Raw genomic sequence first — 23877 nt, 5'->3', positions numbered from 1 at the left:
GCCCGGGCGCAGCCCGGCACTCCGTCTGCGGGCGCGTCGTGGCTTGTCGCGCAGTTCCCCGCGCCCCTTACGGGGCTCCGGGCCGTCGGTGGCCGGTCGCGCCCGCGCGGCGGAGCCGCAGATCGACACTGCCCCGCGCCCCTGTGGGGCGCTACGGCACGCGCGCCGTCCACTCCTGCGTGGCGAACTTCGTCGCCGCCAGTTCCTCCGCGCGCGCCATCTCCTCGGCCGTGACCGCGCCCTGCGCGAGCCCGTACCGCCCGCGGAACGTCTCCACCATCCGCTCGATCACCGCTTCCCGCGGCAGCCCCGTCTGCCGCCGCAGGGGGTCCACCCGCTTCTTCGCGCTTTTCGTGCCCTTGTCCGACAGCTTTTCGCGCCCGATGCGCAGCACGTCGAGCATCTTGTCCGCGTCGATGTCGTAGGCCATGGTCACGTGGTGCAGCACCGCGCCGCCGCCCGCGACCATCCGCTTCTGCGCCGCGCCCGCGATCTTCCCGGCGTCCGTGGCGATGTCGTTGAGCGGCTGGTACCAGGCCTTGACGCCCATGTCGCCGAGGGCCGCCAGCACCCAGTCGTCGAGATAGGCGTAGCTGTCGGTGAAGGACAGCCCCTGCACGAGGGCCTCGGGCACGGACAGCGAGTAGGTGATGGTCGAGCCGGGTTCAATGAACATGGCTCCGCCTCCGGAAATGCGGCGCACCACCGTCATGCCGTGCCGGGCCGCGCCCTCGGGGTCGACCTCGTTGCGCAGGGACTGGAAGCTGCCGATGACGACGGCCGGCGCGCCCCACTCCCACACCCGCAGCGTCGGCGGCCGCCGGCCCGCGGCGACCTCCGCGGTGAGGACCTCGTCGAGGGCCATGTGCAGGGCGGGGGACTGGGGGCCGTCGTGGATGAGCTGCCAGTCGTAGTCGTGCCAGTCGGTGGCGTTGGCCAGCGCCCGCCGGACGGCGATGCCCACGGCCTCGGCGGTGAAGCCGAACAGCACCGCCCCCTCGGGCAGTGCGGCCTCGATGCGTGCCGCGAGCTGCTGGGCGTCGGCGTCGGCGGGGGCGCCCTCCAGGGCGCGGTTGATGTCGAGGAGCGCCTCGTCGGGTTCGAGGAAGAAGTCCCCGGCCACCCGGACGTCGCGCAGCACCCCGTCCGCGACCTCCAGGTCGACGACGACGAGCTTGCCGCCCGGCACCTTGTACTCACCGTGCACGGCGCATCCCTCCACTTCCTCGCCGGCCGCGTTCGCCCCGGCGAGCTCCACCGTAACCCGCTCCCGTCATCCGGTCCGGCGGCAGGCGGTCTTGCCGTCGGCCGTCACGTCTGCCTTGGTGGACTCATGTTCACCACGCGTCCGACGCTGCAGGGCACCTTCGGCATGGTGTCCTCCACCCACTGGCTGGCCTCGCAGTCCGCGATGGCGGTGCTGGAGAGCGGTGGCAATGCCTTCGACGCCGCCGTGGCGGCTGCTTTCGTGCTGCACGTCGTCGAGCCGCACCTCAACGGGCCGGCCGGTGAGGTGGTGGCGGTGCTGGCACCCGCCGGCGGGCCCGTGCGGGTGCTGTGCGGTCAGGGTCCCGCCCCTGCCGGGGCGAGTGCGGCCCACTACGCATCCCTCGGCCTGGACCTCGTGCCCGGCACCGGTCCGCTCGCCGCGGCCGTGCCCGGTGCGTTCGACGCCTGGATGCTGCTGCTGCGCGATCACGGCACCAAGTCGCCGGCCGAGGTGCTGGAGTACGCCATCGGTTACGCCGAGCGCGGTCACGCTCCGGTCGAGGGGGTCGGCGCGGCGGTCGGCGCGGTGCAGCGGTTGCTGTCCGGCGAGCCGGAGTGGGCGGCCTCCGCGGCTCTGTACCTGCCCGGCGGCAACCCGCCGCGCCCCGGTGAGCTGCTGCGCAACCCGCAGCTGGCGGCCACCTGGCGCCGCCTGGTGATCGAGGCGGAGGGCGCGGCGCGGGCCGGGGCGGCCGCCGGCGGCGGCCGGGAGGCACGCATAGAGGCGGCCCGCCGCATCTGGCGGGAGGGGTTCATCGCCGAGGCCCTGCTGCGCACCGCCGCCCGCCCCACCCTGGACACCAGCGGTGAGCGGCACGCGGGCACGCTGGCCGGCGAGGACCTCGCCCGCTACCGCGCCGCCTTCGAGGAGCCCGTCACCCACGACTGGCACGGCTGGACCCTGTGCAAGGCCGGCCCCTGGTCCCAGGGCCCGGTCCTGGCCCAGCAGCTCGCCCTGCTGCCGGGCCAGGACGAACTCGGCCCCGGCACACCGGAGTACGTCCATCTGCTGATCGAGGCGAGCAAGCTGGCCATGGCCGACCGCGAGGCGTGGTACGGCGACGCCACCGGCGACGTACCGCTCGCCACGCTGCTCTCCAGAGGCTACAACGCCCGCCGCCGCGCGCTGATCGGCGAGCGCGCCTCGTACGCCCTGCGCCCGGGCAGCCCCGGCGGGCGCGTCCCGCGCATCGCCCGCCACGAGGTGAGCGACGGTCCCGTCCCCGACGCGGCGCCGGCCCTGGGAGCGGGGGAGCCCGTGGTCACCGCGGACGGCGCCACCCGCGGCGACACCTGTCACCTCGACGTCGTCGACCGCTGGGGCAACATGATCTCGGCCACGCCCAGCGGCGGCTGGCTGCAGTCCAACCCCGTCGTTCCCGAGCTGGGCTTCCCGCTGGGCACCCGGCTGCAGATGACCTGGCTGGAGGCAGGGCTGCCGAACTCGCTGACCCCGGGCCGCCGCCCCCGCACCACCCTCAGTCCCTCCCTGGCCCTGCGCGGCGGCGAGCCCGTCCTGGCCTTCGGCACCCCGGGCGGCGACTGCCAGGACCAGTGGCAGCTGCACTTCTTCCTCGCCCTCGCGCTGCGCCCGCCGGTGCGCGGCGGCCCGGACCTGCAGGGCGCGATCGACGCCCCGAACTGGCACCAGGAGGGCTTCCCCGGCTCCTTCCACCCGCGCACCGCCCGTCCCGGCGCCGTCACCGTCGAGTCCCGGCTGGGCGGGGCCGTGATCGACGCCCTGCGCGCCCGCGGCCACCGGGTGACCGTCGGCGCGCCCTGGTCGGAGGGCCGGCTGTGCGCGGTGGCCCGCGATCCGCGGACGGGTGTGCTCTCGGCCGCCGCCAATCCGCGGGGCATGCAGGGCTACGCCACCGGGCGCTGAGCGCGGCCCCCGCCCCCGCCGCACGGGCGTTCACCTGCGTTTCACGGTGTGGCCCCGGGACCGTCACCGCTTGTCGGCGGGGCGTGGTTCGATTGTTCGTATGGTTCACATGGTCGACACGTTCCTCGCAGGTGATCTGAGCGACGTCGAGGAGGTCATCCGCAAAGCGGCCGCCACCGAGATCGTGCCCCGCTTCCGGCAGCTGGGGGCCGACGAGATCATCGAGAAGAACGGTCCGCACGATCTGGTCACCGTCGCCGACCGGCTCGCCGAGGAGCAGCTGACCCACGCCCTGACCGCCCTGCTGCCCGGCTCCGTCGTGGTGGGCGAGGAGGCCGTGCACGCCGACCCGCGCGTGCTGACCTCCCTCGGCGGCGAGGCGCCGGTGTGGATCGTCGACCCGGTCGACGGCACCCGCCAGTTCGTCCACGGCGACCCCGGCTTCGCCACCCTGGTCTGCCTGGCCCACCGGGGCGAGCTGCTCGCCTCCTGGACGTACGCCCCGGCGCTCGACCAGCTGGCCGTCGCCCGGCGCGGCGGGGGCGCGCTGCTGGACGGCGTGCCGCTGCGCTGCGGCTCGCCCGAGCCGGGGATCGCGCTGCGGGTGGCCACCTCGCACTTCGACTTCACCACCGACGAGGAGAAGCGCGTCCTGGCCACGCTGCACACCGAGGGCGTCGCCCCGCGGCCCTGCGGCTCGGCGGGCCTGGAGTACCTGCACATCGCCCAGGGTTCGCTCGACGCGCTGGCCTTTTCCTGGGAAAACCCGTGGGATCACGCCGCGGGTCTGCTGCTGGTCGCCGAGGCCGGCGGGGCGAGCGGCACGGTGGCGGGCGAGCCGTTCCGCGTCACCGGGGGCAACGCCCTGCCGTTCAGTGCCGCGCGGGACGAGGAGACCCTGCGGCATATCCTGGGGCTGCTGGCGTCCGCCGGCTGACACGGCCTCAGCCGGGGCCCGTGCACGACGAGGGGAGTCGGCGAAGTGGCCACCATGCTCGACGCGGTCGTAGTGGGCGCCGGTCCCAACGGGCTGACCGCCGCGGTCGAACTGGCCCGCCGGGGCCTGTCCGTCGAGGTGTTCGAGGCGGCCGACGCGGTCGGCGGCGGCGCCCGCACCGAGGAGCTGACGCTGCCGGGCTTCCGGCACGACCCCTGCTCGGCCGTGCACCCCCTGGGGGTGCGCTCGCCGGCGTTCACCGCCATGCCGCTGGAGCGGCACGGCCTGGAGTGGGTCCACCCCGATCTGCCGATGGCCCATCCGTTCGACGACGGCACGGCCGCCGTCCTCGCGCGGTCGATCGGCGAGACCGCGGCCTCGCTGGGGCCGCGGGACGCCGGCGCGTACCGCAGGCTGCTCGCGCCCTTCCGCGGCCGCTGGGACACCCTCGCCGCCGATTTCCTGCGCCCCCAGTGGGACGGCCTGCCCCGTGACCCGGTCACCTACGCCCGCTTCGGCATGGTCGCGGCCCAGTCCGCGGCCCTGCTGGCGAAGACCCGCTTCCGCGGCGAGAAGGCCCGCGGCCTGCTCGCCGGGCTGGCCGCCCACGGCATCGCCCCGCTCACCGGTTTCGGTGGCGGCGGCATGGCCCTGATGTTCGCGCTGGCCGCCCACGAGTGCGGCTGGCCGGTGCCGCGCGGCGGCTCCCAGTCGATCGCCGACGCCCTGGCCTCGTACCTGCGCGAGCTCGGCGGCGTGGTGCACACCGGCTTCGAGGTCAAGCACCTCGACGACCTGCCGCCCGCCCGGGCCTTCGTCTTCGACACCTCCCCGACGGCCCTCGCCCGGATCGCGGGGCTCGGCCGGGCGTACGAGGGCTTCCGCTACGGCCCCAGCGTCTTCAAGATCGACTACGCGCTGTCCGAGCCCGTGCCCTGGACCGCCGGGCCCGCCCGCCGCGCCGGCACCGTGCACGTCGGCCCGACGTACGGGGAGATCCGCGAGGCCCTGCGCGCCGCCGTCGAAGGCGACGACCCCGCCGTGCCCTTCCTCATCACCGCCCAGCCCAGCCTCGCCGACCCCACCCGGGCCCCCGAGGGCCGGCACACCTTCTGGGTGTACGGACACGTGCCCAACGGCTGGGAGGGCGACGCCACCGAGGTGATCGAGCGCCAGATCGAGCGCTTCGCGCCGGGCTTCACCGACGTGGTGCTCGCCCGCGCGACCGCCGGCCCCCCGTCGCTCGCCGCCCGCAACGCCAACTACGTCGGCGGCGACATCGCCATCGGATCGGTGGCCGGGCTGCGGCTGCTCGTCCGGCCCCGGCTCGCCCGCGTCCCGTACGCCACCTCCCATCCGGCGGTCTACCTCTGCTCCTCCGCGACCCCGCCGGGCCCGGGCGTGCACGGCATGTCGGGCCACCACGCCGCACGCGCCGTATGGCGGCGGCTGAGCGCCGCCTGACGCCCCCTCAGGGCGAGCCCAGCCGCTCCAGCAGTGCGGGCAGTGCCGTGCCGATGGGCTCGCGCACGACCTCGTCCGCCCGCTCGTCGTACGGCGTCGGCTCGGCGTTGACGATGATCAGCCGCGCACCGTGGTCGGCCGCCATCCCGGCCAGGGCCGCGGCCGGATGCACCGTCAGGCTGGTGCCGACCGCGACGAGGACGGTGCACGCCTTGGCCACGGCCACCGCCTCGCCGAGCACCGTCGGGTCCAGGTGCTCCCCGAACATCACCGTCGCCGACTTCAGGATGCCGCCGCACCGCGTACAGGCCGGATCCGGATCACCGGCGGCCACCCGCTCCAGCGCCTCCTCCATCGAGGAGCGCGCGTGGCAGCGGGTGCACACCACCGCCCGGGCGGTGCCGTGCAGCTCCAGCACCTTGCGCTCGGGCATCCCGGCCATCTGGTGCAGCCCGTCCACGTTCTGGGTGATCACGCGCACGGGCACCCCGGAGCGCTCCAGGCGCACCACCGCCTCGTGCGCGGCGTTCGGCCGCGCCTTCAGGGTGGGGGATTCGCCGCGCATCCGCCAGGAACGGCGGCGGATCTCCGGGTCGGACATGTAGTACGCGTACGTGACGAGCTTCTCGGCCTCCGGGTCGCGCCGCCACAGGCCGTTCGGCCCACGGTAGTCGGGGATGCCGGAGTCGGTGGAGATCCCCGCCCCGCTGAGGATCGCCACGAGGGGCTTTGCGGTCATGCCCGCGAGCGTACGGGCGCCGCGGCGCCGGGGCACCCGACTTTCGCCGCCGGGCGGCGGCGCGTCAGCGCGGGCCCTCGTCCCCGCGCTCGCGGGCGCTCTCGGCGACCCGGCGCAGCCGGTGGTGGCGCACCGGCGCCTGCCCGGTCATGGCGTCGCCGACCATCGTGCGCAGTGCGTCCCGCAGCCCGTGCAGGGCGTGGTGCCGGGCGGGCCCCGCGCCGGGGTCCTCGCGCAGCTCCGACAGCAGCGACCCGCACAGGGCCAGCATCACCAGCACGAACGGCAGCGCCACGAGGATCGTCGCCGACTGCAGCGACTTCAGCCCGCCCGCCACCAGCAGCACCGCCGCGACCGCGGCCATCAGCACCCCCCACACCACCACCAGCCAGGTGCGCGGGTGCAGGGCGCCCCGGCTGGTCAGCGAGCCCATCACCAGCGAGGCGGAGTCCGCGCTGGTGATGAAGTACGTCATGACCAGCGCCATCGCGATCCAGGAGGTGAGCGTGGCCAGCGGCAGCGTGTCCAGCAGCGCGAACAGCGACGCCTCCGCACCCTCCTTGACCGTGCCGGCCATGTCGGCCGTCCCCGTCATGTCCAGCCGCAGCGCGCTGCCGCCCATCACGCAGAACCACACCACCGTCGCGCCGCTGGGCACCAGCAGCACGCCCACGAGGAACTCCCGGATCGTGCGGCCCCGGGAGATCCGGGCGATGAACGTGCCCACGAAGGGTGCCCAGGACAGCCACCAGGCCCAGTAGAAGACCGTCCACGCCCCGAGCCACGCCGAGTCGGTGAAGGCGCCGGTGCGGGTGGCCATCGTGATCAGGTCGGAGAGGTAGCCGCCGGTGGCGGAGGGGATGGCGTTGAGGACGAAGACGGTCGGCCCGAGCAGGAAGACGAAGACCATCAGGCACGCGGCCAGCGCGATGTTCAGCGTGCTCAGCCACTTGACGCCCTTGTGCAGCCCGGAGAAGGCCGAGAGCACGAAGGCGGCCGACAGGGCGGCGATGATGACCAGTTCCAGCGCCGTGGAGTCCTTCGCCCCGGTGGTGATGTTCAGCCCCTTGGCGACCTGCAGGGCGCCCAGGCCGAGGCTGGTCGCCGTGCCGAAGACCGTGGCGAAGACGGCCAGCAGGTCGATCACCCGGCCCGGCCAGCCGGCCGCCCGCTCCTCGCCGAGCAGCGGCACGAAGGCCGAACTGAGCCGGTTGCCGCGGCCCTTGCGGAAGCCGGCGTAGGCCAGGGCGAGCCCGGACATGCCGTAGATCGCCCACGGGTGCAGCGTCCAGTGGAAGAACGAGTATTCCAGGGCCGTCCGGGCGGCCGCGGGCGAACCGGCCGAGACGCCGCTGCCCGGGGGAGGGGTGACGAAGTGCTGCAGCGGCTCACCGACCCCGTAGAACATCAGACCGATGCCCATGCCCGCACTGAACATCATCGCGATCCAGGCCAGGTTGCCGAACTCCGGCTGGTCGCCGTCCGCCCCGAGCCTGATCCGCCCGAACCGGCTCACCGCGATCACCAGGCACAGCACGAGGAAGACGTCGGCGGCCGTGACGAAGAGCCAGGCAAAGTTCGACAGCACCCAGCCCAGCGCCGCCGTCGACACCCGCTCGAACGAGTGCTTCCCCAGCGCCGCCCACGCCACCACCGCCAGCACCGCGGCCCCGCCGATGAGGACCAGGGGCGGGTCGGGTGCCTCGTCCTCGGGCGCGCGGGAGCCGGTGACCTCGGGGCTCTGGGTGCTCATGGCGCCCCACTATGCCCGGGATGGTGGTGAATGGCCGCCCTGGCACGCCGCCGGAGCCGTGGCGGGGCGCACCGGTCGATGTCCCTATGCTGCTGGCATGACGGTTATTCGAGACATGACGGCTGTGCGCAGGACGTGCGCCGCGGCCGGGACGGGATGAGGGCGATGTCCGTGGGCAGGAGCAGGAGCGTGGCCTGGCTGTTCGCCGTCTCCATCACCGTCCTGACCGTGAGCGTCGTCGTCGACTGGGTGCGCGGCGAGGGGCTCGACTGGGCCGTCGCGGCCCTGCTGCTGATGCTCTGGCCGTACGCGGTGGACGACCTGCTGCGCACGCACGGCAGACAGCGGGCGGCCGGCCGGGCCCGTACCGTCTCCCACTGGATGGTGCTGCCCGCCGGGGCCGTCCTGTGGGCGGGCCTGATCGTCGGCTGGTCCCGCGGCGAGGGCACCCCCTGGTTCCCGTTCGCGGCCGCGGTGCTCATCCCGCTCGGCGCCGCGGCGACGGCGCGCGCGGCCGTCCTGCGCAGGCGCCGCGCGGCGTCGGCCTCGTAAGGCCATTACTTCCGCGGTAATCGCGCCGTACGGGCGTTCCCGGCAAGGTGAGGGCAGTGCTCCCCCGGACCCGCGCACTCGGGCCCGGGGGAGCCGGCAAGATCCGTCACCGAACCCGTGGGGAGCCACCGCCATGTCGACGTACGAGACCGCCGTCGCCCGCTACTTCGCCGCCTGGAACGCCGCCGAGGCCGTCGCCCTGAAGCAGGCCGTCGCCGACGCGTGGAGCGAGGACGGGGTGTACACCGACCCGCTGGCGGACGTCAGCGGGCACGAGGGGATCGCCGGCCTGATCGCCGGGGTCCACGAGCAGTTCCCCGGACACGAGTTCCGGCTCACCGGGGACGTCGACGGGCACCACGGCATCGCGCGCTTCTCCTGGGAGCTCGTCTCGGTGGCCGACGGGTCGGCGCCCGTCGCCGGGTCGGACGTCGTCACCCTCGCCGAGGACGGTCGCCTGCGCACGGTGCTGGGCTTCCTCGACCGGGTTCCGGCCGTGTGAGGTCCTGCAGGAACGCGGCCGTCCCCGGGTCGGCGGGCAGGAACGCCTCGAGCGCCAGCTCGGAGACGGTCACGTCCATCGGCGTGTTGAACGTCGCGATGGTCGAGACGAACGACAGCTCCCGGCCCGCGTGCTCGATCACCATCGGCAGCGCGAACGGTACGGCGGCCGTTCGCGTCCTGCCGCTTCCGCTCCCGCGGCCGGGCACGGGGTACGCGCTGACCTCGTCGTACAGCTCACGCAGCGGCGCCGAACGCAGCAGGGCGAGCTGACGCTCCATCTGGTGGAGCAAGTGGTCGCGCCACTCGGGCAGGTTGACGATGCGCGGGGCCAGGCCCTCGGGGTGCAGGGCCAGGCGTATGGCGTTCAGCGGGGGCGCGAGCAGGTGCGGCGCCACCCCCTCCAGCAGCATCGCGATGCCGCTGTTGGCGGCGACCACCTGGTACGCGCCGTCCACGACCAGGGCCGGGAACGGCTCGTAGCCGTGCAGCAGCCGCTCCAGCCCCTCGCGCACGCCCGCCAGGGCCGGGTCGTCCAGCGGCCGCTCGGGATAGTGCGGGGCGTAACCGGCCGCCACCAGCAGGGCGTTGCGCTCCCGCACCGGCACCTCCAGGTGATCGGCGAGCCGCAGCACCATCTCCCGGCTCGGCGTGGAGCGGCCGGTCTCGATGAAACTGATGTGCCGCGCCGAGGAGTCGGCGCGCAGCGCCAGCTCCAGCTGGCTGATCCGCCGCCGGTCGCGCCATTCGCGCAGCAGCGAGCCCACGGTGGGGGCGGTGGGGGCGTACGGGACAGTCGTCATGCCCCGACGGTAACCGCACGCCCCTGCCGAATCAGTGACCGCAGAAGGGCGGGATGATGTTCTTGTGGGCCACCCAGCCGCGGGTGCCCTTGCCCAGGCCGCCCTTGCTCTTCTCCTTCAGCTGGACGTAGTCCCAGCCGCCGGACGAGCGCAGGATGCGGATCGGGTCGCCGAAGTACAGCTGCCCGATGACCCCGCCCGACGTGCTCGCCTTGGTGCGCAGCCGGGTGCCGTCCGTGTAGATCATGGCGTTGTCCTCGTGGCACGCCGAGGCGGCCCGCACGGCCTGCGGGGCGGCCGCGGGGCCGGCCGCCTGCGCCGGGGCGGCCACGGCGGCCGCGGTGCCGATGAGGGCGGCGGTGGTGAGCGCGAGGGATATGCGTCGCACGGTTCCTCCGAGGGTGGTTCTTCGACGCGGCGTCTGCCGCGACGGTGATCAGCTTAGGAGGCGCGGATCGACCACCCGGCGGCGATCTTGTCACGTCCCTGTCACAACCTCCCGGCCCCGGTGGGCGTGTGCGGCGCGTGTGCGCCGTGGCGACGATGCGCTGCCACCGCGCCGGCCGGGGCGCGACGTCCGTACAACCGTGCGCCCCGCGCCTGCGCCCTGGCCCCCTGTTCATCGGATGTCAGGATGAAAAGAGAAATAAGCCATTGTCGACTCCCCTGCGGGAGGCCCGTCATGACGCCCGCACCGCCCACCCCGTCCCCGGACCGGCCACATCCCCCCGGTGCACCGGTGCCCGGGCACCTGGCCGTCATCCTCGACGGCAACCGCCGCTGGGCCGAAGGCCGGGGCCGCCCGCTGGCCGACGCCTACGAGGCCGGCGCCGAGCGCGTCCGGGACCTGCTGACCTGGAGCGAGGAGGCCGGCATCCGGTTCGTGACCGTGTGGGCGCTCTCCCGCGACAACCTGTGCCGGCCACCCCGGCTGGTGGAGGAGATCGTCCAGGCCATCATCAAGGGACTGTGGCGGATGGCGGCCGAGGACCGCTGGCCGATCAAGGTGACGGGCTCCGTCGAACTGCTCCCGCACACCGAACAGGCCGACGCCCTGCGCTTGGTGGAACGCCGCACCGCCGACGCCCCCGGCAGCATCCTGACCGTGGCCGTCGCCTACGACGGCCGCCGCGACATCGTCACCGCGGCCGCCCGTGCCTCCCGGCACCCGGCCGCCGAGATCACCGAGGACCTGCTGGCGTCCTACCTCTCCACCGCCGGTCACCCCGACATCGACCTGCTCATCCGCACCTCGGGCGAGATGCGCCTGTCCGGCTTCATGCCCTGGCAGAGCGCCCACGCGGAGCTGTACTTCACCCCCGTGTGCTGGCCCGACTTCGACCGCACCCAGTTCGACCGGGCGCTCGCGGCGTACGCGGAGCGCGACAGGAGGCGCGGCCTGTGACGACCCCACCGGGCGCCGGCTGGCGGCTGCCGGCCCTGCACTACCCCTTCCCGCCCGAGATCCACCCGGACGCCGGGGCCGCGGAGGCGCACGTGAGGCAGTGGGCGCGCCGGCAGGGGCTGGTCACCACCGACGCCGAGTACGCGGCGGTCGCCGCGGCCCGGTTCGGTGACGTGGTGGCCCGCGAGTTCCCCGGAGCCACCCCCGCCGGGCTGCGCCTGGCCTGCGAGATCTACGTCTGGCACTTCGTCTTCGACGACCGGTACTGCGACGAGCCGCACCACGGCAGTGACACGGCGGGGCTGGCCGCGGCCGCCCTGCGCATGCTGACGACCGCCGAGGAGGCCCTCGCCGGCACCCGCGCCCCGCACCTGCCCGGCGCCCCCTGGCCCGGGCCCGCCGGCGACCCGTGCGCACGGGCCCTGGCCGACATCTGCCACCATCTGGCCGCCCTGGGGACCCCCGCGCACCTCGAACGGTTCCTCGCGGCCGAGCGCATGTACCTGCTGGGCGTCCTCACCCAGAGCGCGGCCGTGCAGACCGGCACGCCGCCGTCCGTCGGCGACTACCTCACCATGCGCTACTACAACTGCGCCACCCCCGTCGCGCTGGCCGTCCTCGACGCCGCCTACGGCTTCGAACTGCCCGACGCCGACCACCGCCACCCCGACGTCCGGCGCCTGTGCCGCATCACCGCCCACGTCAACGGCTGGGCCAACGACGTCCTGTCCTACGGGCGCGAGAGCACCCGGCCCGGTGCCGCCCCGCTCAACCTGCCCACCGTCCTCGCCGCCGACCGGAACATCGGCCCGCAGCAGGCCCTGGAGGAGGCCGCCCGCATGCACAACGAGGAGATCGCCGCCTACCTCGCCCTCGAGGCCCGGGTCGGCGAGCACGCCGGCCCCCTGCTGCTGCGCTACCTCGGCGGACTGCGCTCGATGATGCGGGGGTTCTACGACTGGGGCCTGGCCACCGACCGCTACCGCGTCGGCACCCACTTCACCGCGCGGGAACGGCCGTGACCCCGGAGCCGGAGGCGGCCATCCCGGCCGTACCGGGACTGCCGCTGCTCGGCAGCGCGCCGGCGCTCGCCCGCCGGCCGCACGCCTTTCTGACCGCCCTGCCCCGCCACGGGGACCTGACCTCCGTACGCCTGGGACCGGCGCGGGCCTGCTTCGTCAACCACCCCGACCTCGTCCACCGGATGCTGGTCACCGACGCCGACGTCTTCCTGCGCGGCCGCCTCTTCGAGAAGGCCAAGCCGTTCCTGGGCGAGGGACTGGTGCTCTCCGAGGGCCCGCACCACCGCCGCCAGCGCCGCATGATCCGCCAGGCGTTCCGCCACGGAAGGCTCGTCTCCTACGCCGCCACGGTCGACGAGGTGGCCCGGCGCCGCATCGCCGCCTGGCCGCCCGGCCGTCCCGTCGACCTGGTGGGCGAACTCCAGAGGCTCGGCTTCGACGTCGCCTCCCACGTGTTGTTCTCCGCCGATGCCGACCCCCGGGTCCTGGAAACCATCCAGCACACCTTCCCCACCCTGCTCGCCGCCATCATGCGGCGCACCCTCGCCCCCACGGACCTGCTGGAGAAGCTGCCCACCCGCTCCAACCGCGCCTTCGCCGCCGCCAACCGCGAGGTCCACGAGGCCCTCGACCGCGTCATCGCCCGGCAGCGGGCGACCGGCCGCGACACCGACGACCTCTTCTCCGCCCTCCTCGCCGCCCGGGACGAGAACACCGGACGCCCCATGACCGACCGGCAGCTCCACGACGAGGTCCTCTCCATCCTCAGCGCCGGCGGCGAGACCACCGCCACGGCCCTCACCTGGAGCGCGTACTTCGTCAGCCGGCACCCCCCGCTCCAGGCCCGCCTGCAGCGCGAGGCCGACGACGTCCTCGGCGACGGGCCGCCGGACCTGGACCGGCTGGCCCGCCTCGCCCTCACCCGGCGCGTGATCACCGAGGCCATGCGGCTGTACCCGCCGGTGTGGCTGCTCACCCGGCAGGCGACGGCCGACGCCCCGCTCGGCGGGCACACCGTACCCGCCGGCACGAACCTCTTCTATTCGCCCTATGCCCTCCAGCGCGACGAGCGCTTCTTCGACCGCCCCCACGTCTTCGACCCCGACCGCTGGCTGCCGGACGCCGACGAGCGCCGTCGCCGGCACGCCTACCTGCCCTTCGGCCGCGGCGTCCACGGCTGCGTCGGCGAACCCCTCGCCTGGATCGAGGCGATCACCGTACTCGCCACCGTCGCCCGCCGCTGGACCCTCGAACCCGTGCCCGGCCGGTCCGTCCGCCCCGTCTTCCGCACCAACGTGGTGCCCCGGCGTCTCCTCGTCACGCCGCGGCCCCGGTAGGGTCGCCGCGGCGCGACGGACCCGGCTGGGGAAGGCGAGGAGACGGTGGCGGACACACGACGCGTACTGGTCGCTCCGGACAAGTTCAAGGGATCGCTCGCGGCCGTCGAGGTCGCCCGGCACGTGGCCGCCGGGCTGCGGCGGGCCGCGCCGGGCACCGCCGTGACCGCGCTGCCGGTCGCCGACGGCGGCGACGGGACCGTGGCCGCGGTCGTGGCGGCCGGCTACGAGCGGCGCGAGGTCGCGGTCACTGGGCCGCTGGGGGAGCGGCGCACGGCCGCGTACGCCCTCGGCGGCGACGGTACGGCCGTCGTCGAGATGGCCGAGGCCTCGGGGCTGCGGCTGCTGCCGCCGGGGCGCTTCGCGCCGCTGACGGCCACCACGTACGGCACCGGCGAGCTGGTGCGGGCCGCGCTGGACGCGGGGGCGCGCACCGTCGTGCTCGGCGTGGGCGGCAGCGCCACCACCGACGGCGGCGCGGGCATGCTGGCCGCGCTCGGCGCACGGCTGTGCGACGGCGCGGGCCGGCCCCTCGGGCCGGGCGGCGGCCCGCTGGCCGCCCTCGCCGAGGCCGACCTGTCCGGGCTCGACCCACGGCTGGCCCGCACGCGCCTGGTGCTGGCGAGCGACGTCGACAACCCGCTGACCGGGCCGCGCGGCGCGGCGGCCGTCTACGGGCCCCAGAAGGGGGCGAGCGCGGCGGAGGCCGCCACGCTGGACGCGGCGCTGGCCCGTTACGCGCAGGTGCTGGACGGGGGGCGGCTCGCGGACGCCCCCGGCGCGGGGGCGGCGGGCGGCGTGGGGTACGCCGCGCTGGCGGTGCTGGGGGCCGTCTTCCGGCCCGGGATCGAGGTCATGCTCGACGTGGTCGGCTTCGGCGCGGCTGTCGCCGGGGCGGAGCTGGTGGTGACGGGGGAGGGCTCCCTGGACGCGCAGACGCTGCACGGGAAGGCGCCGGTGGGCGTGGCCAGGGCGGCGCGCGGAGTGCCCGTGGTGGCCGTCTGCGGGCGGCTGGCGCTGGAGGGGGAGGCCCTTGCGGGTGCGGGGATCGAGCGGGCGTACGCGCTGAGCGACCTGGAGGCGGATCCGGCGCGGTGCATGGCCGAAGCGGGGCCGCTCCTGGAGCGTCTCGCCGAGTCCATCGCGCGCGACTACCTCGGCTGACGAACGGAAAACGGCGTGGGGCCCGGGCTTTCGCCCGGGCCCCACGCCGTTGTTCCACGCCGCGCCGCTACTGCAGCTGCGCTTCCGCCTCGCGCGCCTCGCGGCGGTTGTCGCGGAAGGTGTTCACCCGTCGTGCCGTCGCGAAGAGGGGGATCACCGCGCCCAGGACGACCTGCAGGGCGCAGCCGGTCTGCAGGAGCAGCTCGCCGCCGGGGGCGTCGAACGCCCACGCCGCCAGCAGGCCCATGCTGAGCACGATCCAGCTGAGCATGGCCACCGCCAGGGGCCCGCGGGGCTTGGGGTACTCGACGCGGCTGACCATCAGCCACGCCACACCCATGATCGCCAGCAGCGTCGGCACGAACGGCAGCTCCAGCAGCACGATCGAGACGACGGTCAGCGCCCCGAAGGGGCTGGGCATGCCCTGGAAGATGCCGTCCCGCATCGGTACGCAGGAGAACCGCGCCAGCCGCAGGACGACCGCCAGCAGCACCACGATCGCGGCGACCGCCGAGACCCGCTGCATGGCGTCGTCGGCGACCATGCCCCAGACGACGACGAAGTACGCCGGGGCCAGGCCGAAGCTGATCAGGTCGGAGAGGTTGTCCAGCTCCGCGCCCATCGCCGAGCTGCGCAGCTTGCGCGCGACGAGCCCGTCGAAGAGGTCGAAGACGGAGGCGAGCAGCATCAGTATCACGGCGGTGGCGGCGCTGTGCCGGGCCATGCCGCCGTCCTCGTTGCCCGTGAGGTGGGGGATGAGGACGCCGGTGGTGGTGAAGTACACCGCCATGAAGCCGCAGATCGCGTTGCCGAGCGTGAGGGTGTCCGCTATTGACAGGCGCGTCGACAGCGGCATGTCGTCCGCGTCCTCGGCCTCCGCCTCGGGGACCCAGGCGGCCTGGGTGTCCGGATCAATCACGGTCAAGACGTGTCACCCCTGCCGTGGTGGGCTGGCCGACCTCGACCGCGACCTCGACGCCCTCGGGGAGGTAGATGTCGACGCGCGAGCCGAAGCGGATCAGGCCGATCCGGTCACCCTGCTCCACCTTGGTGTCCGCCGGCACGTAGGGCACGATGCGGCGGGCGACGGCGCCGGCGATCTGGACCATCTCGATGTCACCGAGCTCGGTGTCGAAGTGCCAGACGACGCGCTCGTTGTTCTCGCTCTCCTTGTTGAACGCCGGCACGAACCCGCCCGGGACGTGCTCGACCGACGTCACCGTGCCGGCCATGGGCGCGCGGTTGACGTGGACGTTGAGCGGGCTCATGAAGATCGCGACGCGGGTGCGTCCGTCCTTCCACGGCATGATGCTCTGCACCACGCCGTCGGCCGGGGAGATGACCCGGCCCTGGGCGATCTCGCGCTCGGGATCGCGGAAGAACCACAGCATGCCCGCCGCGAGTGCGGTGGTGGGCACGGCCAGCGCGGCCCAGCGGCCGGAGCGGCGGGCCTTGGCGAGGCTGACCGCCGCGGTGGCGACGGTGGGGAGGAGCCACGGCGATGCTCCGCGCGCGAGGCGTACGCCGAGGAGGCTGTCGCGATGTGCAGAGGAAGAGCTGTGGGGCATGGGTGACCTTCGTAGCGGAGGGTGCCGCGTAACGATCGGGGGACGGCGGCTTTCCGGGGATGCTATCGGGTGCGGGCGGTAACTGGCTAAGCGCCAGGGCCAGTCACTGGCCGGACGTCGATCACAGGGTGTGATCTTCTTCTCTGCAACCGCACCTTCAAACATCCCCAAAACGGGCAATTATCCCTGTATCCGGTACTCCTCGAGCAGTCGCCGGCCGATGATCATTTTCTGGATCTCGGCCGTACCTTCACCGATCAGGAGCATCGGGGCCTCGCGGTAGAGCCGCTCGATCTCGTACTCCTTGGAGAATCCGTAGCCGCCGTGGATGCGGAAGGCATCCTCGACGACCTCCTTGCAGTACTCCGAGGCCAGGTATTTGGCCATTCCCGCCTCGAGGTCGTTGCGCTGGCCCGAGTCCTTCTTCCGGGCCGCATTCACCATCATCGCATGGGCCGCCTCGACCTTTGTTCCCATTTCGGCCAGTTTGAACTGGATGGCCTGGTGTTGCGCAATGGGTTTTCCGAAGGTCCGGCGCTGCTGCGCATAGGTCACACCCAGCTCGAACGCACGCTGCGCAACGCCGCAGCCACGCGCCGCGACGTTGACGCGGCCCACCTCGACGCCGTCCATCATGTGGTAGAAGCCACGTCCCGTCGTCCCGCCGAGGACCCGGTCGGCCGGCAGCCGCAGGCCGTCCATGATCAGCTCGGTGGTGTCGACGCCCTTGTAGCCCATCTTCTCGATCTTGCCGGGGATGGTCAGCCCCGGCCGGACCTGGCCGAAGCCGGGCTCCTTCTCGATCAGGAAGGTGGTCATGGACCTGTGCGGGGCGGTGCCTTCCGGGTGCCCCTCGTCCGTGCGGCACAACACGGCCACCAGCGTCGAGGAGCCGCCGTTGGTCAGCCACATCTTCTGGCCGGTCAGGACGTACTCGTCGCCCTCGCGCACCGCCTTGGACGTGATCGCCGACACGTCCGAGCCCAGGCCCGGCTCCGACATCGAGAACGCGCCGCGCACCTCGCCGGTCGCCATGCGGGGCAGGAAGTGCTCCCGCTGCTCCTGGGTGCCGTGCTGCTTGAGCATGTAGGCGACGATGAAGTGGGTGTTGATGATCCCCGACACGCTCATCCAGCCGCGGGCGATCTCCTCCACGCACAGCGCGTACGTGAGCAGGGACTCACCGAGCCCGCCGTACTCCTCCGGGATCATCAGCCCGAACAGGCCGAGGTCCTTGAGGCCCTCGACGATCCGCGTGGGGTACTCGTCCCGGTGCTCCAGCTCGGTGGCGACCGGAATGATCTCTTTGTCGACGAATTCCCGGACCGTCGCGAGGATCTCCCGCTGGACGTCCGTCAGCCCCTCGGTCTGTGCCAGGCGGCCCATCTCACTTCTCCCCGGTGATCGGTTCGGGCCGGCCGGGCTGCTCCCCGCCGCGCTCCTCGATGTACGTGGCGGTGGGCACCATCACCTTGCGCCGGAAGACGCACACGAGGGTGCCGTCCTGCTTGTAGCCGCGGGTCTCCACGTACACGATCCCGCGGTCGCTCTTGGACTTCGACGGCGTCTTGTCCAGCACCGTCGTCTCGCCGTAGAGGGTGTCGCCGTGGAACGTCGGTGCGACGTGCCGGAGCGACTCGATCTCCAGGTTGGCGATGGCCTTGCCGGAGACGTCCGGCACGGACATGCCCAGCAGCAGCGAATAGATGTAGTTGCCGACCACCACGTTCCGGCCGAAATCGGTGGTCTTCTCCGCGTAATTGCTGTCCATGTGCAGCGGGTGGTGGTTCATGGTCAGCAGGCAGAAGAGGTGGTCGTCGTACTCGGTGACCGTCTTTCCGGGCCAGTGCTTGTAGACGTCGCCGACCGTGAATTCTTCGTAGGTCCGTCCGAACTGCATCGCGCTCAGGCCTCCGGGATCTCGAACCGCGAGGTGCGCGCCATGCCGGCCGCCCGCCCCTTGCCGGCGACGACCAGGGCCATCTTCCGGCTGGCCTCGTCGATCATCTCGTCGCCGAGCATCGCCGAGCCCTTCTTGCCGCCCGCCTCGGAGGTGTAGTAGTCGTACGCGTCCAGGATCAGCTCGGCGTGGTCGTAGTCCTCCTGGGAGGGCGAGAAGACCTCGTTGGCCGCCTCGACCTGGCCCGGGTGCAGCACCCACTTGCCGTCGAAGCCCAGGGCCGCGGCCCGGCCGGCGACCTCCTTGTAGCCGTCGACGTTGCGGATCTGCAGGTAGGGGCCGTCGATGGCCTGCAGGTCGTGGGCGCGGGCGGCCATCAGGATGCGCATGAGGATGTAGTGGTAGGCGTCCGCCGGGTAGCCGGGCGGCTGCTCGCCCACCACGAGCGTCTTCATGTTGATGGAGGCCATGAAGTCGGCCGGGCCGAAGATGATCGTCTCCAGCCGGGGCGAGGCCGCGGCGATCGCGTCCACGTTGACCAGGCCCTTGGCGTTCTCGATCTGCGCCTCGATGCCGATGCGCCCGACCTCGAAGCCCATCGTCTTCTCGATCTGCGTCAGCAGCAGGTCCAGGGCGACGATCTGCTGGGCGTCCTGCACCTTGGGCAGCATGATGCAGTCCAGGTTCGGCCCCGCGCCCTCGACGACCGTGATCACGTCGCGGTACGTCCAGTGGGTGGTCCAGTCGTTGACCCGCACCACCCGGGTCTTGCCCGTCCAGTCGCCCTTGTTCAGCGCGTCGACGACCGTGTGCCGGGCGCCCTCCTTCGCCAGCGGCGCGCACGCGTCCTCCAGGTCCAGGAAGACCTGGTCCGCCGGCAGGCCCTGGGCCTTCTCCAGGAAGCGGGGGTTGCTGCCGGGGACGGCGAGGCAGGAGCGACGCGGGCGGAGGCGGTTCACAGGGGTGTTGCCGGTCATGCGGTGACCTCCAGGGGGTCGAGCTTGTTCGCAGTGCGGATCTCGTCGACGATACGGCCGATGATCTCCGTGATTCCGAAGTCCTTCGGGGTGAAGACCGCCGCGACACCGGCCGCCTTCAGGGCGGTGGCGTCGGCGGAGGGGATGATGCCACCGACGATCACCGGCACCTCCGCCGCCCCCGCCCGGCGCAGCCGCGCCAGCACGTCGGGCACCAGCTCGGCGTGCGAGCCGGAGAGGATGGACAGCCCCACGCAGTGCACGTCCTCGGCGACCGCCGCCGAGACGATCTGCTCCGGGGTGAGCCGGATGCCCTGGTAGACCACCTCGAAGCCGGCGTCGCGGGCCCGTACGGCGATCTGCTCGGCACCGTTGGAGTGCCCGTCCAGCCCCGGCTTGCCGACCAGCAGCCGCAGCTTGCCGGTGCCCAGGTCATCGGCGGTGCGGCGCACCTTCTCGCGTACGGCCGCGAGCGGCGTGCCGGGCTCGGCGGCCACGGCCACCGGGGCGCCGCCCACGCCCGTGGGGGCGCGGAACTCGCCGAAGACGTCGCGCAGCGCCCAGGCCCACTCGCCGGTCGTCACGCCCGCCCGGGCGCACTCCAGCGTCGCGGGCATCAGGTTCCGCGTCCCGGCGGCGGCCTTCTTCAGCGCCGAGAGCGCCTCCTGCGCACGGACCTCGTCGCGGTTGTCGCGCCAGCGGTGCAGGGCCGCCACCACGCGGGCCTCGTTGGCCGGGTCCACGGTCATGATGGCCGCATCGAGGTCGGCGGTGAGCGGATTGGGCTCGGTGCCCTCGAAGCAGTTGACGCCGACGATCTTCTCCTCGCCCGACTCGATGCGGGCCCGCCGCTCGGCGTGCGAGGAGACCAGCTGCGCCTTGAGGTAGCCGGACTCCACGGCGGCCATCGCCCCGCCCATGGCCTGGATCCGCTCGATCTCGGCCAGGCAGTCGGCCACCAGGGCCTCCACCTTGGCCTCGATCACGTGCGAGCCGGCGAAGATGTCGTCGTACTCCAGCAGGTCGCTCTCGTGCGCCAGCACCTGCTGGATGCGCAGCGACCACTGCTGGTCCCAGGGGCGGGGCAGGCCGAGGGCCTCGTTCCAGGCGGGCAGCTGGACGGCGCGGGCGCGGGCGTCCTTGGAGAGGGTGACCGCCAGCATCTCCAGCACGATGCGCTGGACGTTGTTCTCCGGCTGCGCCTCGGTCAGGCCGAGGGAGTTGACCTGCACGCCGTAGCGGAAGCGGCGCTGCTTGGGGTCCTCGATGCCGTAGCGCTCGCGCGTGACGCGGTCCCAGATGCGGCCGAAGGCGCGCATCTTGCACATCTCCTCGATGAAGCGGACCCCGGCGTTGACGAAGAAGGAGATGCGGGCCACCACCTCGCCGAAGCGCTCGGGCGGCACCTGCCCGGAGTCCCGTACGGCGTCCAGGACGGCGATCGCCGTGGACATCGCGTAGGAGATCTCCTGGACCGGAGTGGCCCCCGCTTCCTGCAGGTGGTAGCTGCAGATGTTGATCGGGTTCCACTTCGGGATGGTGTTCACCGTGTAGGTGATCATGTCCGTGGTCAGCCGCAGGGAGGGACCCGGCGGGAAGACGTGCGTCCCGCGCGAGAGGTACTCCTTGACGATGTCGTTCTGCGTCGTCCCCTGCAGCGCGGAGATGTCGGCGCCCTGCTCCTCGGCGACCACCTGATACAGCGCCAGCAGCCACATGGCGGTGGCGTTGATGGTCATGGAGGTGTTCATCCGCTCCAGCGGGATGTCCTGGAACAGCCGCCGCATGTCGCCCAGATGCCCGACGGGGACCCCGACCCGCCCGACCTCACCGCGGGCCAGGACGTGATCGGGGTCGTAGCCGGTCTGCGTCGGGAGGTCGAACGCGACCGAGAGGCCGGTCTGGCCCTTGGCGAGATTGCGCCGGTACAGCTCGTTGGACGCCTCGGCCGTCGAGTGGCCGGCGTACGTCCGCATCAACCAAGGCCGGTCTTTACGGCGTTCCGTCATCACACATTCCGGAAGCGGTTGATGGCCTCGATGTGGCGCGCGCGCATCTCCTCGTCGCGCACGCCCATGCCCTCCTCGGGCGCCAGGCACAGCACGCCGACCTTGCCCTGGTGGAGGTTGCGGTGGACGTCGTACGCCGCCTGGCCGGTCTCCGCCAGTGCGTAGGTCTTCGACAGCGTCGGGTGGATCTTCCCCTTGGCGATCAGGCGGTTGGCCTCCCACGCCTCGCGGTAGTTGGCGAAGTGCGAGCCGATGATCCGCTTCAGTGACATCCACAGGTAGCGGTTGTCGTACTGGTGCATGTAGCCCGAGGTCGACGCGCAGGTGGTGATGGTGCCGCCCTTGCGGGTGACGTAGACGCTCGCGCCGAAGGTCTCGCGGCCCGGGTGCTCGAAGACGATGTCGATGTCCTCGCCGCCGGTCAGTTCGCGGATGCGCTTGCCGAAGCGCTTCCACTCCTTGGGGTCCTGGGTGTGCTCGTCCTTCCAGAAGCGGTAGCCCTCGGCAGTGCGGTCGATGATCGCCTCGGCGCCCATCCGCCGGCAGATCTCCGCCTTCTGCTCGCTGGAGACCACGCAGATGGGGGTGGCGCCGCCGGCCAGCGCGAACTGGGTGGCGTACGAGCCCAGTCCGCCGCTCGCGCCCCAGATCAGCACGTTGTCGCCCTGCTTCATGCCGGCGCCGTTGCGGGAGACCAGCTGGCGGTAGGCGGTGGAGTTGACCAGGCCGGGGGCCGCGGCCTCCTCCCAGCTCAGGTGCCCGGGCTTGGGCATGAGCTGGTTGGACTTCACCAGCGCGATCTCGGCCAGGCCGCCGAAGTTGGTCTCGAAGCCCCAGATGCGCTGCTCCGGGTCGAGCATGGTGTCGTTGTGGCCGTCGGCGGACTCCAGTTCGACGGACAGGCAGTGCGCGACGACCTCGTCGCCGGGCTTCCAGGCGTTGACGCCGGGGCCGGTGCGCAGGACGACGCCCGCGAGGTCGGAGCCGATGACGTGGTACGGCAGGTCGTGCCGCTTGCCCAGCGGCGAGAGCTTGCCGTAGCGCTCCAGGAAGGCGAAGGTCGGCAGGGGCTCGAAGATCGAGGTCCAGACCGAGTTGTAGTTCACCGAGCTGGCCATGACGGCCACCAGCGCCTCGCCCGGCCCGAGTTCGGGCAGGGGCACGTCCTCGACGTGCAGCGACTTGCGCGGATCCTTCTCGCGGGTGGGCAGGCCGGCGAACATCTCGGCCTCGTCCTTGTGCACGGTCACCGCGCGGTACGACTCGGGCAGGGGGAGCGCGGCGAAGTCCTCGGCGCTGGTGTCGGGCGCGACGATGGCGTCCAGTATCTGGTTCACGGATGGCCTCCGGCGAAGCACGTCGGTTGCGAACGGGCTTGAGGGAACGTCGGGGGTGATGCGTCGGGTGGAACACGAGGCGGTGCCGTCGGTCCGGCGGGGTGGTACGGGGCCGCGCCGGTGGGCGCGGGTGCGGTGCCTGGTGACGCAGGCGTCCGGGCGCGCAAGGTGCTTGCGGGGACAGCCGGCACGCGACGATCGTGTCTGCGCGCCGGCCGCCCGGACACGGACAACGTATGGCACCGCGTGCCACTCGACAAGACACTGCGTGCCAACAATTTCTCTCAGATGTCATCCGGAGGGCACGCATGAGCAACAAAGGCCGCCCACAGGGGGCGGCCTTTGTCGGGGAATATCCGGTTTTCTGCGTTTACTTCTGCGGCTACCTCTTCTTGAGCGCTTTCTCGATGGTGCGCATGACCTCCTCCAGCGGGGCATCCGTGCGCGCGACCGCCACCAGCACCTCGCCCTCGCTGCGCGCGGACGCCACCGGCGTCTCCTCGGCGGCGCGGCCCGCTCCGATGCCGGCGCCGAACGTCTCGCGCACGATGGCGAAGGCGTGGTCGAGCTGGGCCTCCAGGTCGCCCTGGGCGCCGCTGCGCAGCCAGCGGCGCAGGACGTGGTTGTGCGCCGTGACCACCGCGGAGGCGGCGACCTCGGCCAGCAGGGGGTCGTCGTCGCCCACGTGGTGGGCGGTCTCGTCGAAGTGGCCCAGCAGGTAGCGGGTGAACAGCCGCTCGTAGCGGGCCACCGAGGCGATCTCGCGCTCGCGCAGCGCCGGCACCTCACGGGTCAGGCGGTAGCGCTCGACGGAGACGGCCGGGGAGGCCGCGTACATCCGCATGACCTCCTTGATGCCCCGGCACACGGTGTCCAGCGGGTTCTCGTGCGGCGGCGCGGCGTCCAGCACCGCGGCCGCCCGCACCAGCGTGTCGTCGTGGTCGGGGAAGATCGCCTCTTCCTTGGAGCGGAAGTGGCGGAAGAACGTCCGGCGGGCGACCCCGGCCGTGGCCGCGATCTCGTCGACGGTCGTCCCCTCGTAGCCCTTGGTCGCGAACAACTCCATGGCGGCGGTGGCCAGTTTGCGGCGCATGCCGAGCCGCTGGGCGGCGGCTCGGCGGGAGCCGGCGCTCACGGCGCCGGGCTCCGGGCGGTCCTTGGCCGCCTTCGGGCCCTCGGTGGCGGGCGGCTCGGTGGCGGCCCCGCGGCGGGCGGGGGCGGACTTGGCGGGCTGGGACATGTGGGGAACGTAACA

General features: G+C 72.9%; 22 protein-coding genes. 9 read left to right on the top strand and 13 right to left on the bottom strand.

Features of this window, described 5'->3' with window-relative positions:
• Window positions 1–151: 151 nt before the first annotated feature.
• On the bottom strand, window positions 152–1207 hold the full coding sequence (lplAB, locus tag ABD361_RS29005; RefSeq protein ID WP_344439739.1) for a lipoate-protein ligase LplAB: 1056 nt from the start codon (window positions 1205–1207) through the stop codon (window positions 152–154).
• Window positions 1208–1333: 126 nt separating this feature from the next.
• Between lplAB and ABD361_RS29000 the strand changes: the two genes are divergently transcribed.
• The 3 genes from ABD361_RS29000 (at window position 1334) to ABD361_RS28990 (ending at window position 5555) form a co-directional block, all read left to right on the top strand.
• Complete coding sequence (locus tag ABD361_RS29000) at window positions 1334–3154, top strand: gamma-glutamyltransferase family protein (RefSeq protein WP_344439735.1); 1821 nt, start codon at window positions 1334–1336, stop codon at window positions 3152–3154.
• 109 nt (window positions 3155–3263) lie between these two features.
• Window positions 3264–4091 (top strand): inositol monophosphatase family protein, encoded by an 828-nt coding sequence (locus ABD361_RS28995; RefSeq protein ID WP_344439733.1) that lies wholly within the window; start codon window positions 3264–3266, stop codon window positions 4089–4091.
• Between the two features lie 45 nt (window positions 4092–4136).
• Window positions 4137–5555, top strand: a complete 1419-nt coding sequence (locus ABD361_RS28990; protein WP_344439731.1) for a phytoene desaturase family protein — start codon at window positions 4137–4139, stop codon at window positions 5553–5555.
• Between the two features lie 7 nt (window positions 5556–5562).
• Here the strand turns inward: ABD361_RS28990 and ABD361_RS28985 are convergent, their stop codons facing one another.
• Window positions 5563–6294 carry an SIR2 family NAD-dependent protein deacylase gene (locus tag ABD361_RS28985; protein ID WP_344439729.1) on the bottom strand — a complete coding sequence of 244 codons (732 nt, stop codon included), beginning with the start codon at window positions 6292–6294 and terminating at the stop codon, window positions 5563–5565.
• Window positions 6295–6358: 64 nt separating this feature from the next.
• Complete coding sequence (locus ABD361_RS28980) at window positions 6359–8047, bottom strand: BCCT family transporter (RefSeq protein WP_344439728.1); 1689 nt, start codon at window positions 8045–8047, stop codon at window positions 6359–6361.
• 189 nt (window positions 8048–8236) lie between these two features.
• Between ABD361_RS28980 and ABD361_RS28975 the strand changes: the two genes are divergently transcribed.
• The gene (locus ABD361_RS28975) at window positions 8237–8599 is read left to right on the top strand and encodes a hypothetical protein (RefSeq protein ID WP_344439726.1); all 363 of its coding nucleotides are present in this window, start codon (window positions 8237–8239) and stop codon (window positions 8597–8599) included.
• Between the two features lie 133 nt (window positions 8600–8732).
• On the top strand, window positions 8733–9101 hold the full coding sequence (locus ABD361_RS28970) for a nuclear transport factor 2 family protein (RefSeq protein WP_344439724.1): 369 nt from the start codon (window positions 8733–8735) through the stop codon (window positions 9099–9101).
• On the opposite strand, the gene ABD361_RS28965 is transcribed toward ABD361_RS28970, so the two are convergent.
• Both ABD361_RS28965 and ABD361_RS28960 read right to left on the bottom strand, forming a co-directional pair.
• Window positions 9034–9903 (bottom strand): helix-turn-helix domain-containing protein, encoded by an 870-nt coding sequence (locus ABD361_RS28965; protein ID WP_344439722.1) that lies wholly within the window; start codon window positions 9901–9903, stop codon window positions 9034–9036. The two genes, ABD361_RS28970 and ABD361_RS28965, sit on opposite strands and share 68 nt — an antisense overlap.
• A 31-nt stretch (window positions 9904–9934) precedes the next feature.
• Window positions 9935–10291, bottom strand: coding sequence for an SH3 domain-containing protein (locus ABD361_RS28960; RefSeq protein WP_344439720.1), 357 nt, complete (start codon window positions 10289–10291; stop codon window positions 9935–9937).
• 294 nt (window positions 10292–10585) lie between these two features.
• Between ABD361_RS28960 and uppS the strand changes: the two genes are divergently transcribed.
• The 4 genes from uppS to ABD361_RS28940 are packed head-to-tail and all read left to right on the top strand — an operon-like array spanning window position 10586 to window position 14831.
• A complete protein-coding gene (uppS, locus tag ABD361_RS28955; protein ID WP_344439718.1) occupies window positions 10586–11308 on the top strand; it encodes a polyprenyl diphosphate synthase in 723 nt (240 codons plus the stop codon).
• The gene (locus ABD361_RS28950; protein ID WP_344439716.1) at window positions 11305–12330 is read left to right on the top strand and encodes a terpene synthase family protein; all 1026 of its coding nucleotides are present in this window, start codon (window positions 11305–11307) and stop codon (window positions 12328–12330) included. Before uppS ends, ABD361_RS28950 begins: the two co-directional genes overlap by 4 nt.
• A complete protein-coding gene (locus tag ABD361_RS28945) occupies window positions 12327–13667 on the top strand; it encodes a cytochrome P450 (protein ID WP_344439714.1) in 1341 nt (446 codons plus the stop codon). The genes ABD361_RS28950 and ABD361_RS28945 overlap by 4 nt, the downstream gene beginning before the upstream one ends.
• A gap of 45 nt (window positions 13668–13712) precedes the next feature.
• On the top strand, window positions 13713–14831 hold the full coding sequence (locus ABD361_RS28940; protein WP_344439712.1) for a glycerate kinase: 1119 nt from the start codon (window positions 13713–13715) through the stop codon (window positions 14829–14831).
• Between the two features lie 67 nt (window positions 14832–14898).
• Here the strand turns inward: ABD361_RS28940 and pssA are convergent, their stop codons facing one another.
• From pssA to ABD361_RS28900, 8 genes are all read right to left on the bottom strand, one after another.
• Entirely contained in the window at window positions 14899–15756 is an 858-nt protein-coding gene (gene pssA / locus ABD361_RS28935; protein ID WP_344439710.1) for a CDP-diacylglycerol--serine O-phosphatidyltransferase, read from the bottom strand.
• The gene (locus ABD361_RS28930) at window positions 15743–16399 is read right to left on the bottom strand and encodes a phosphatidylserine decarboxylase (RefSeq protein WP_344439708.1); all 657 of its coding nucleotides are present in this window, start codon (window positions 16397–16399) and stop codon (window positions 15743–15745) included. Before ABD361_RS28930 ends, pssA begins: the two co-directional genes overlap by 14 nt.
• A 180-nt stretch (window positions 16400–16579) precedes the next feature.
• A complete protein-coding gene (locus ABD361_RS28925; RefSeq protein ID WP_344439706.1) occupies window positions 16580–17785 on the bottom strand; it encodes an acyl-CoA dehydrogenase family protein in 1206 nt (401 codons plus the stop codon).
• 1 nt (window position 17786) lies between these two features.
• The gene (locus ABD361_RS28920; protein WP_344439704.1) at window positions 17787–18299 is read right to left on the bottom strand and encodes a MaoC family dehydratase; all 513 of its coding nucleotides are present in this window, start codon (window positions 18297–18299) and stop codon (window positions 17787–17789) included.
• A gap of 5 nt (window positions 18300–18304) precedes the next feature.
• On the bottom strand, window positions 18305–19276 hold the full coding sequence (locus tag ABD361_RS28915) for an HpcH/HpaI aldolase/citrate lyase family protein (protein WP_344439702.1): 972 nt from the start codon (window positions 19274–19276) through the stop codon (window positions 18305–18307).
• Entirely contained in the window at window positions 19273–21285 is a 2013-nt protein-coding gene (locus ABD361_RS28910) for a protein meaA (RefSeq protein WP_344439700.1), read from the bottom strand. The genes ABD361_RS28915 and ABD361_RS28910 overlap by 4 nt, the downstream gene beginning before the upstream one ends.
• Complete coding sequence (gene ccrA, locus ABD361_RS28905; protein ID WP_344439698.1) at window positions 21285–22622, bottom strand: crotonyl-CoA carboxylase/reductase; 1338 nt, start codon at window positions 22620–22622, stop codon at window positions 21285–21287. Before ccrA ends, ABD361_RS28910 begins: the two co-directional genes overlap by 1 nt.
• A 382-nt stretch (window positions 22623–23004) precedes the next feature.
• The gene (locus ABD361_RS28900) at window positions 23005–23862 is read right to left on the bottom strand and encodes a TetR family transcriptional regulator (RefSeq protein WP_344439696.1); all 858 of its coding nucleotides are present in this window, start codon (window positions 23860–23862) and stop codon (window positions 23005–23007) included.
• Between the last annotated feature and the right edge of the window lie 15 nt (window positions 23863–23877).

The sequence above is a fragment of the Streptomyces luteosporeus genome, assembly GCF_039532865.1.
Taxonomy (GTDB): domain Bacteria; phylum Actinomycetota; class Actinomycetes; order Streptomycetales; family Streptomycetaceae; genus Streptomyces; species Streptomyces luteosporeus.
The sequence above is the reverse complement of the archived record's forward strand: the minus strand, read 5'-3'. Positions and strand labels throughout refer to the sequence as shown.

Excerpts from the sequence above, each read along its gene's own strand:
- ABD361_RS28985 (WP_344439729.1), bottom strand. The coding sequence starts at position 6,294 with ATGACCGCAAAGCCCCTCGTGGCGATCCTCAGCGGGGCGGGGATCTCC.
- ABD361_RS28930 (WP_344439708.1), bottom strand. The coding sequence starts at position 16,399 with ATGCCCCACAGCTCTTCCTCTGCACATCGCGACAGCCTCCTCGGCGTA.
- ABD361_RS28915 (WP_344439702.1), bottom strand. The coding sequence starts at position 19,276 with ATGACCGGCAACACCCCTGTGAACCGCCTCCGCCCGCGTCGCTCCTGC.
- ABD361_RS28920 (WP_344439704.1), bottom strand. The coding sequence starts at position 18,299 with ATGCAGTTCGGACGGACCTACGAAGAATTCACGGTCGGCGACGTCTAC.
- ABD361_RS28995 (WP_344439733.1), top strand. The coding sequence starts at position 3,264 with ATGGTCGACACGTTCCTCGCAGGTGATCTGAGCGACGTCGAGGAGGTC.
- ABD361_RS28925 (WP_344439706.1), bottom strand. The coding sequence starts at position 17,785 with ATGGGCCGCCTGGCACAGACCGAGGGGCTGACGGACGTCCAGCGGGAG.
- ABD361_RS28980 (WP_344439728.1), bottom strand. The coding sequence starts at position 8,047 with ATGAGCACCCAGAGCCCCGAGGTCACCGGCTCCCGCGCGCCCGAGGAC.
- ABD361_RS28910 (WP_344439700.1), bottom strand. The coding sequence starts at position 21,285 with ATGACGGAACGCCGTAAAGACCGGCCTTGGTTGATGCGGACGTACGCC.
- ABD361_RS28970 (WP_344439724.1), top strand. The coding sequence starts at position 8,733 with ATGTCGACGTACGAGACCGCCGTCGCCCGCTACTTCGCCGCCTGGAAC.
- ABD361_RS28965 (WP_344439722.1), bottom strand. The coding sequence starts at position 9,903 with ATGACGACTGTCCCGTACGCCCCCACCGCCCCCACCGTGGGCTCGCTG.
- ABD361_RS29000 (WP_344439735.1), top strand. The coding sequence starts at position 1,334 with ATGTTCACCACGCGTCCGACGCTGCAGGGCACCTTCGGCATGGTGTCC.
- uppS (WP_344439718.1), top strand. The coding sequence starts at position 10,586 with ATGACGCCCGCACCGCCCACCCCGTCCCCGGACCGGCCACATCCCCCC.
- ABD361_RS28900 (WP_344439696.1), bottom strand. The coding sequence starts at position 23,862 with ATGTCCCAGCCCGCCAAGTCCGCCCCCGCCCGCCGCGGGGCCGCCACC.